Origin of the sequence: Okeania sp. SIO2B9 (genome assembly GCF_010672505.1) — a bacterium.
Classification (GTDB): domain Bacteria; phylum Cyanobacteriota; class Cyanobacteriia; order Cyanobacteriales; family Microcoleaceae; genus Okeania; species Okeania hirsuta.
In genome coordinates, this window is the sequence record NZ_JAAHGK010000140.1 from 1 (window position 1) to 8,852 (window position 8,852).

General features: G+C 34.6%; 7 protein-coding genes and 1 pseudogene. 5 read left to right on the forward strand and 3 right to left on the reverse strand.

Annotation, left to right across the window (positions count from 1 at the left end; genetic code table 11):
• Positions 1-124 (forward strand): annotated as a pseudogene (locus F6K13_RS07435) (photosystem II q(b) protein); the annotation flags it as partial.
• 627 nt (positions 125-751) lie between these two features.
• On the opposite strand, the gene F6K13_RS07440 reads toward F6K13_RS07435, so the two are convergent.
• On the reverse strand, positions 752-1,087 hold the full coding sequence (locus F6K13_RS07440; RefSeq protein WP_124144647.1) for a hypothetical protein: 336 nt from the start codon (positions 1,085-1,087) through the stop codon (positions 752-754).
• 439 nt (positions 1,088-1,526) lie between these two features.
• On the opposite strand from F6K13_RS07440, the gene F6K13_RS07445 reads away from it, so the two are divergent.
• Together F6K13_RS07445 and F6K13_RS07450 are read left to right on the forward strand one after the other, a co-directional pair.
• A complete protein-coding gene (locus F6K13_RS07445; RefSeq protein ID WP_124154659.1) occupies positions 1,527-1,772 on the forward strand; it encodes a hypothetical protein in 246 nt (81 codons plus the stop codon).
• 11 nt (positions 1,773-1,783) lie between these two features.
• Positions 1,784-1,984 carry a recombinase family protein gene (locus F6K13_RS07450; protein WP_161564977.1) on the forward strand — a complete coding sequence of 67 codons (201 nt, stop codon included), beginning with the start codon at positions 1,784-1,786 and terminating at the stop codon, positions 1,982-1,984.
• A gap of 974 nt (positions 1,985-2,958) precedes the next feature.
• On the opposite strand, the gene F6K13_RS07455 is transcribed toward F6K13_RS07450, so the two are convergent.
• Together F6K13_RS07455 and F6K13_RS07460 are read right to left on the reverse strand one after the other, a co-directional pair.
• The gene (locus F6K13_RS07455) at positions 2,959-4,347 is read right to left on the reverse strand and encodes an ATP-binding protein (RefSeq protein WP_124144648.1); all 1,389 of its coding nucleotides are present in this window, start codon (positions 4,345-4,347) and stop codon (positions 2,959-2,961) included.
• Positions 4,348-5,231: 884 nt separating this feature from the next.
• Positions 5,232-5,450: a hypothetical protein gene (locus F6K13_RS07460; RefSeq protein WP_287287128.1), complete on the reverse strand. Its 219-nt coding sequence runs from the start codon at positions 5,448-5,450 to the stop codon at positions 5,232-5,234.
• Positions 5,451-5,778: 328 nt separating this feature from the next.
• On the opposite strand from F6K13_RS07460, the gene murI reads away from it, so the two are divergent.
• The gene (gene murI / locus F6K13_RS07465; protein WP_124144649.1) at positions 5,779-6,681 is read left to right on the forward strand and encodes a glutamate racemase; all 903 of its coding nucleotides are present in this window, start codon (positions 5,779-5,781) and stop codon (positions 6,679-6,681) included.
• Between the two features lie 803 nt (positions 6,682-7,484).
• Positions 7,485-8,849, forward strand: a complete 1,365-nt coding sequence (locus tag F6K13_RS07470) for a spondin domain-containing protein (protein ID WP_240038918.1) — start codon at positions 7,485-7,487, stop codon at positions 8,847-8,849.
• Positions 8,850-8,852: the final 3 nt, after the last annotated feature.

Here is an 8,852-nt window from a genome sequence, read left to right on the forward strand (position 1 = left end):
GGTAAATACTTGGGCAGACATCATTAACCGGGCTAACTTAGGAATGGAAGTAATGCACGAGCGTAATGCTCACAACTTCCCTCTAGATTTGGCTGCTGTAGAAGCTCCTTCTATCAATGGTTAATTTCTAGTTGATTGATTGAATTAAAAAAGTCCTCTATTTGGAGGGCTTTTTTTTTGCTTAAAAGTTTAATGAGCGATGGGTAACATGATCGCCTTTTTCAAAATCCCCTCTATCAAATATCACATGACTTGCGCAAAAACACCAGGTAGACAAAGTTCAAACTATAGTGTTTAAACTAAAACAGAGGTTAATTCAGAATTAATGGCTTAAGGTGTTCTTAGTAGTTTAGTAGTAAATTTTTTTAGCTTTTCAACCTCCTAATGTGAGGAAATATGCTGAATTTGCTAGTTTTTTTTAAAAGCCACAATTTCTGATTTGTTTTGTTTTTTACCTCCACTATAAAATGAAATTTAATTAATTCTTGCTCTATTTATTCAGTAGTTTTTTTGCGAGTAATTAACTTCATTAAAATGAGTGAGATAAATTTATTGAAAGTTTGTTAAAAAAAGATTATTGTAAAATTTGTTTATCTTTGTTCTTTATGGGTTTAATTCCCCACTGCCTACATGATGTCTAGAATTGCTTGGGGTAGATGCGGAGTGGCTTGTAAAAGACTATTCTAATACACTTTTTTTCCTTGTTCCTTCTTTCTTCCTCAAGCTCAAATAAATTATTTAATCATTAGAACTAAGTGCTTAAACCAAGAGTGCTTTCTAGAAATCTAACTTCAATATTTGCAATTTGTTTGCCTATATCGTGAAAGCCATTTAAATATTTAATTTCATTAGCATCATTTTCAGATGCTATATTTGCGAAAATACTGAGTTGATTTAGAGCAGAATTTGTATCAGTATTTTCAAGATAGTTATCTAGTAAAATTTGAAAATGTGCCATCAGCATTTTATTTGTTGTACATCTGATAATTTCTTTGAGGTTTTCTACTGAAAGTTGCTGATTATGGTTATTGGGATCGATTTTAAACTCCTCGCAGATTTGCTGAATAACTATTTCTTGAATATTCATTTTTATTTCTCCTTAATAATTGAGTGACTTGGCTCAGATAGATTCAGTTTCTCAATTTACTAGTGAAGAAGGCTGATAGCCTCATTTCACCTACAATTTGCATAATAGCCAAGGCTAGCAATGGATGTCAAGGTATTAGTGTAGATAAACAAGGTATTAGTGTAGATAAATAATATATAATTCCGATAATTAGTTATCGTATAAGTCAGTAGTCAGGAATCAGGAGTCAGAAGTTTAGAGTAGGGAGTCAGTGGTCGGGAGAAAGGAAGGATGAGAGTAGGAATTATCTAGGGATATTCTGGGATTTTATGTCTGTTCTGTATTGAATGGAAGTATAAAGTGCGACAAATGTATAATCGGATTTCATATGAGTCTTGTTCTCAAACTCTATATCCCTTGCTAGAATAGAATTTAGCAATGGCTAGCAAAGGTTAAAGGTATGAAGAAACAAAGACCGAGAAACTCTGATGGGACATTTAAAGAAGACCCTGAAGCCTTGACCAAAAAATCTATAGGTCTGAGGATTAGCAAAAAGAAGATGCCCAAGTTAGAGAAAGTTGCGAAACAGAGCGGAATATCAACAACAGAAATTTGTAGAATGATTATTGAGGAATGGCTTGATGCTCTTGAGTCTAAAGATGAGCAAAAAAAATCTATGATTTCTGAGGGAAAGTTATTGGCCTGATTGGAGATTATTTGTCCAATCAAGTAAATCAACCTCTATCTTCAAAATATAATTCTACGAAACTTCACAAACAAAGAGCTTTAGAACTTTATTATGATGGACTTAGTTGTCAGGATATAGCTGAAAAATTAGAGTTTGAGGGTTATAGAAATCGTAAGAATAAACCTTTTAGTTCTACTTCAATTAGGAAATGGATTAAAGATAGCAGTTAGTAATTGAGTTGCACTAACCATACTGTAAAAGAAATAGCTAAAGTGCAACTAAAAGTTTTATTATCATCATTATTTAGACCGAACATGATATAGAAATCTGTGCAATAACTGTAAAATTTGCTTAACTAACTGAAAGCTGAATTACTGTTTGCGGGGCATTTCGTCAGAAAACACTTTTTAATATACACGAAAAAATCTAAAATTCTTTCTTAAATTAAGCTGTCTTATCATTAATTAATATATTTTCATACAACCGTATATTAAAGACTTCTATAGCAACTGCCATTACTACTCTTGACTTATGAAATATCTAAAACAACAGAATATTAATAATTAGGGTTTGCGCTCAAAAGTCTTTTAGTAGGGGTAGGAGACAGGAGACAGGAGACAGGAGACAGGAGAAATGGGAATGAGTGAGGAGGTAGGCGTAAGAATTGTCCCTTGATTTTTCTGCCATAATCGTCCCAAAATACTAGCTTTTTGAGCGTTTTAGACTGAAACAGGTACACTTTTTAAAGGCCCCAAAAAGGCACTTGTCTTTATATATCAATGCTTTTAGATTTATTCAGCAAGCCCTAATTAACTTTCTTCCTTCTTCCTTCTACTATATATAATTTTCAAAGAAGTTTTTAAGTTACCTTGAATGCTAGATATAAAAGATAATTTTGAGCGGCCGCTATAGACAAAAATAATCATTTCTCTTGCTTACCCTTTTAAGGAAATAAAAAGCGGTCGATTTTCGGAGTTTCCCGAAGGGTGGGATGGCAAGGAAACCCGCTCTTGCAGAGCAGCTCCGCTAACACCATATCCAATCCACCAAGAGAAAGAAAATTTTTGCATCTTATTGCCTCTCTATTACAGGAGGTACTGATAACTGTTAGCACAGTTCCTCCAAAGGAGGCTATCTGATAACTGAATTGATATACGTTCAAATTTTTTGCTAAATAAAAAACAACTAATTAACCTCATAAGTTTTACTTTATAGGCAACAATATTTCAAATTCAGTTCCTACTCCTGGAGTTGAGTTAATATGTAATTTTCCCTGATGGTTATCAACAACAATTTGATAACTAATTGCCAGTCCTAAACCAGTACCTTTACCTACAGGTTTTGTAGTAAAAAATCTATCAAAAATTTGCTTTTGAATTTCGTAGGCAATACCAAGACCATTATCAACGATACGAATTGAGAGCCAACCATAAATTTCTTTAGAATCTTCAGTAGAAGTTACATTACCTTTCATCTGATAATTAGAATTTAATTCTATGTCATGAGCAGATTTATCCACATTTTGATCTGTATTTTCAGATAAATCTTTAGCTTTAGTATGAATCCATATTTTACCTGGTCTACTATCAGTTTCTTTTTCTTGATACTCTTCTAGAGCATCAAGAGCATTCGTAATCAAATTCATAAACACTTGACTAATTTGACCAGAATGACACAAAATCAACGGTAAATCCCCATAATTTTTAATAATTTCAACTCCACTAACCTTCCAACGATTCTTTAAAATTAATAGAGTACCATCTAAACATTCATTAATATTTGTTTCTTTGCGTTTAGTACCTTCCATGTGAGAAAAATTGCGGAGACTACTAACCAATTGCATCATCCGGTCAGCCGAAATTTCTATACTATTCATCATCTCCAAGTAATCATGTTTGACAAATTCAAAATCAATATCTTCTTTTAAATCTTCAACTTCTTTTATTGGTTCAGGAATATTTTTCTCATAAGTATTAATCAATTTAAGAAAGTCTTGATAATAACCAGACATAAACTTAGAATTACCTGCCACACAATTAATTGGATTTCTCAGTTCGTGGGCTAAACCTGCCACCATTTGCCCTAACATTGCAAGTTTTTCAGTTTGAATTAGTTGTGCTTGAGTTTGTTTCTGTAATAAATCTTTAGCAAGTTGATGAATATAAGATTGAGCAATAAGTAATTTTTGAGTTTCTAAAACTTGATAATCTTCTGGAGAATTTTCTACAATAACTGGTTCATAAATAAATTCTTGAGGTCTCTTTACTGCTTTATCAGCAGCATCTACAATAGGTGTATCTCCTGAGAAGATTAATAATTCAGACTTAATAAAGTCGTATAAGACCTTAACGGAACGATTTAAAAAAATTTCTCTTCCATATTGGCGACTCAACGTTTTGAGAAATTGCTGTTGAGAAATCATACCAATGAATTTACCCGATTTTGTTAAAATAATACCTGGAAGTAGGGGATTTTCTTCAAAAACTTTAGCTAAACTAATTCCTGATGTATCAATTTCAACCCGGATACTATGAAGTTGTAAATCTTTTACAGTGGAACCTAAATCAAGATGGTTATTTAAGTAAGAAAACATAGGTAATAAAGAATAATTAATGACTATTGTAAAGTTTGAGTAATTTGTTCTTAAATCTTTTTAGCTAAGATACCGAGTGACTTAAAATACAGTTCCAGATGAAGTAATAACTGATAAATATTGATGGTTTTATCATACCAATTTTTTTAAATAAATTTAATTTTATGCAATAAAAGCATTACTAATTGAGGATGAAGCACCTGAGTTTACTCCCAAACCTGTTTAACATTACTAATCTCTATAAGCTTAAAAATCAGTAGACAATTTATTTGTCAGAAGGTCTTATAAATTGCTTTTCAGTTTGTTGAATAAAATATTTCGTTTGTCTTGATGTTCCAATCAAATATACCTTTGCCTATTTATTGAAGAGTTAATTGCCAAGATTCTTGAATTCGCAAAAGACAAATATAAACATATTTTACAACAATTAAAAACTATTTATTTTTCCATTTTACTTCAACTTAAGTATTTATACTAAACTAACATATAAAATCTATAAATTTCTTTATAGTTTTCATCATCTCCTTAACTTTTTCTTTGCCTGAAAATAATCTTTATCTGAATTTTTATCAAATTATTTTGGGCTATTTATCTCTATATAATTATGCATAAAAATTTATTGATAGATGATAACTTCAAACCATTTATAGCAATTTTAAATAAAAAAGTATTAGACATCTGTGAATATCAATCAAAATTATTAGCTAAAGAATATTGATTATTAATAAAATGCTTGAGAGTTACTTAATTCATAAAATAGAGTAAAATTCCTTATTTACAGAGCTAAATCAAATACTTCTTAGTAGAACCCATTTGATATCTTTGCACGCGGTATGTGCTTTTGGCATAGAAGTCAGAATTCAGTCCTGGTCAAGTCAGGAAATTCAGGAACGAGAATAGGGGAAAAAGCGGATGCAACCCCGTGCCGCCCTTAAGCGCAAGCTGTCGGAACCAGGCATTCCCATTCCGGGACGGTAGGGAACGGTGTCTTTGCCATGGGAACGCCGACCAAGAGAAGGGAACGCGCACCAAACAAGTAGAAAAATGCTCCCATCTCCCCATTTCCCCATCTCCCTATCTTTAACTATATAAGTAGTGAACACCGGATCTGGGAACAGCGGGAAAACATTCGGATCATCATCAGCATAAGTCCTAACCTACCTGTCTATTACTATAAATAAAATTTTTGCCCTTGTGTTTTCCATGAGGAATACCTCTAAATTGACTTGTGACTTTTTTAAAAAAACTTTTGACCAGGACGAGTAATCTCAATAATTAGATTTAAGATTCATACTAAATCCGGTTTCGATCAACACTATAGTGCTTAAAGGTAAAGGGTCAGCAGCAAATCATAGATGCTAACCCTAATTTATTCCTATTTAGCAAGGTTTGGCTCCAAACCTACTATTTTTTGTCAATTCTATTGTAACGATGACAAATATTTTTTATCAATTTAATAAGGGTAAATATATTACCTCTTACCCAGGGCAAACTCAATCTAGACAACTACAAAGATATCCAATTGGCATCTTTGATAGTGGTGTGGGTGGAATTGGTGTCTTAAAAGAATCATATCGCCAACTCTCCAGAGAGACCTTTATATATTTTGCTGATACAGCACGACTCCCCTATGGTACAAAATCTCAGGCAGAAATCGTACTATTTGTACGTCAAGTGCTAACATGGATGCAACATCAGGGTGTAAAAATGGTGATCGTTGCCTGCAATACTGCTACTGCTGCAGCAATAGATCGAGTAGCAGTTGAATACAATTTTCCCATTATTGGTATGATTGAACCTGGTGCAAATACAGTTGTCAACAGAGGGAACAAAAAAATAGGTGTCATCGCCACTCGACAGACAGTCAACAGCAATGCTTATCTAAATACTATTCTTAAATTAGATCCTTCAGTTTTAGTATTTCAAGTAGGAGCACCTGCTTTAGTACCATTAATTGAACAAGGCCGCATTAATGATGTGTATACTTTTGAGGTAGTGCGACAATATCTTAAACCCCTAATGGCACAACAGATAGATACCCTGATCTTAGGTTGTACCCACTACCCCCATCTACTTCATTTATTTAGACAAATTTTAGGCAATTCAGTACAGGTAGTAGACCCTGCCATTGCTGTTGTTAGCACTGCTGCTAGGGAACTTCAACGTTTGGGGATATCAAGCGATCGCCCTCCACACTGTACTAACTTCTATGTCAGTGGTAACCCAGAAGAATTTGCAAAAAAGGTGCAGCTATTCCTGGGTTTTACTCCGATAGTAGAGCAAGTTTGTTTAGAAGTGGAAAGAGTAACAGTTAAATCTGAATCTGTCGCTTGATTCATATAGCAGGGAACAGCGGTGCGACACCGCGGGGTGCGACAGAGGTCTGAACAAAGCGCCACCTGTGGGCGCATTCGCAAGCCAATCTAGCATCTGGTAGCGCACTCGGTGTGAGGGAACAGGCAACAGTGGAAAAAGAATTTCTAGGTTTGATCATCAGTCTATTTCCTAACCAACTTGTTCCTTGCTATAGCAATCCTATTTCAGTTGCGGGTAAAAATATCTTTGAATTTAGGGGACAGGGGTAAAAGTTTCAGAGTTTTTATATATCCTTAGATTTTTTACAAATCATTTAGGATTGTTATATAGCAAGCGTTAAAATATCCTTTTTATCGCACTCCTCAAAAAGAATTCTATACTTATGCAAAACTTCAATGATTCAGTAATTAGTAAGATTCAATGACGTTCATAGCTATTATTAGCCAGTAAGTGTATATTATTCTTATGTTTACTACTCCCACTCTCCATCTCCCCATCTCCCCATCTTCCCCACTGCCCCACTCAAGAAAACATAGAAAAGTTTTTGAGATTTGCTATGATTTGGTGCCGTTCTGAGACTTACATTGTATTCAACAGCGTCAAATATTTTTTTTAGTAGAAACTAGATTAATTTGATTTTTTTAGATATTATTTTTATTTTGTTCCATTTCAATTGAGCCTTAATTAGTTGATTTTAATCAAGTTCAATTAGTTTATATGTATCAAAATATAGGCATAAATATATCCTATCTATTCACAAATTGTATTTGTTATGCTAAACTCTTGTGCATCAATATGGTCATCACTAAGGAAAAAAATTTATGGCTGATATTACAGTTTTAGTTGAGAATGTAGCTTCTGGAGAAAGTGCAGATAGTAGTATATTCTTATCTCAGATGTGGGTGGGTTTTCATGATGGAAACTTTGACCTTTTTAATTCAGATCCAAGTGAAGCTGCTACTCCTGGTTTAGAAAGGTTAGCTGAAGATGCTATTATTGAACCAACAGGTGAATTTACAACTACTTTATCTACTGAATTTGACGATAGTGGAGCTGGTACTGTTCAAGGAATAGTTCAAGGACCAGTTGTTGAGGGGAGCAATTTTAGGGATTTTTTCCAAGGAGACATTGGTGTTGCCCAATTTACTGTGGATGAAAATGCTGACAGCAGTAGCTACTTTAGTTATGCTTCCATGATCCTGCCTAGTAATGATGCCTTTACTGGTAATGGAAATCCTACTAGGTTTGAAATTTTTGATGACAATGGAAATTTCTTAGGACTAGATTTTGTTGCTAATGGAACAGATATCTGGGATGCAGGAACAGAAGTAAATGATGAAGAACCTGCAAATACAGCAGCGCTAGGTCAAGAAGCTCCAGATACAGGAGAAGATGAAGATGGAACTGTTATGTTACATCCTGGTTTTATTGGCAGTGTGCGAGAAGGTGACGACGCACCAGGGAATATTTTACAAGCACGCCCTGACGCTGATTTCACCACAGAAGATAATGGTGTAGGTAATGAAATCGCCCGCATCAGTGTTTTACAAAATACGATCGATACTTCTGGTGAGAATCTTCTCAACGGTTCCGATACAGAGGATTTTCTCTCCGGTCTTGGAGGTGATGATACTTTAAATGGTCTTGGTGGAAGAGATTGGTTAGTTGGTGGTAGGGGTAACGACCTGCTCAGAGGTGGTGAAGGCGATGATATTTTGGCAGGTCGCATTGGGAACGATCGTATGCTTGGCGGTAATGGTGATGATATTTTAAATGGTGGTCAAGGTCGCGATCGCATCAATGGTGGTGCTGGTAACGATACTCTAACTGGTGGTGCAAGTATTGACCGCTTTATCTTCAACACTAATAGTACATTTTCTGCGAATGATGTAGGTGTAGATACAATTACTGATTTCAATCAAGGGCAAGACTTGATACTCCTTGACAAGACTACTTTTGCTGCGCTCCAAAGTGATGCTGGAGCAGGATTTAGTATTAGCAGCGAATTTGATGTGGTTGAGTCAGACGAAGCTGCTGCTACTTCTTCAGCTTTAATTGTTCACAGTACAGAAGCTGGTAATTTGTTCTATAATCCAAATGGTGCTGCAGAAGGTTTTGGTAATGGTGCTCAGTTTGCTAATGTACTTCCTGCTTTAACTGCAGACGACTTTGTTTTGCGAGCTTAGTTC

Bases quoted from the DNA above. Each gene is read 5' to 3' on its own strand.
- F6K13_RS07440 (WP_124144647.1), bottom strand. From the start codon at position 1,087: ATGAATATTCAAGAAATAGTTATTCAGCAAATCTGCGAGGAGTTTAAA.
- F6K13_RS07445 (WP_124154659.1), top strand. From the start codon at position 1,527: ATGAAGAAACAAAGACCGAGAAACTCTGATGGGACATTTAAAGAAGAC.
- F6K13_RS07455 (WP_124144648.1), bottom strand. From the start codon at position 4,347: ATGTTTTCTTACTTAAATAACCATCTTGATTTAGGTTCCACTGTAAAA.
- murI (WP_124144649.1), top strand. From the start codon at position 5,779: ATGACAAATATTTTTTATCAATTTAATAAGGGTAAATATATTACCTCT.
- F6K13_RS07470 (WP_240038918.1), top strand. From the start codon at position 7,485: ATGGCTGATATTACAGTTTTAGTTGAGAATGTAGCTTCTGGAGAAAGT.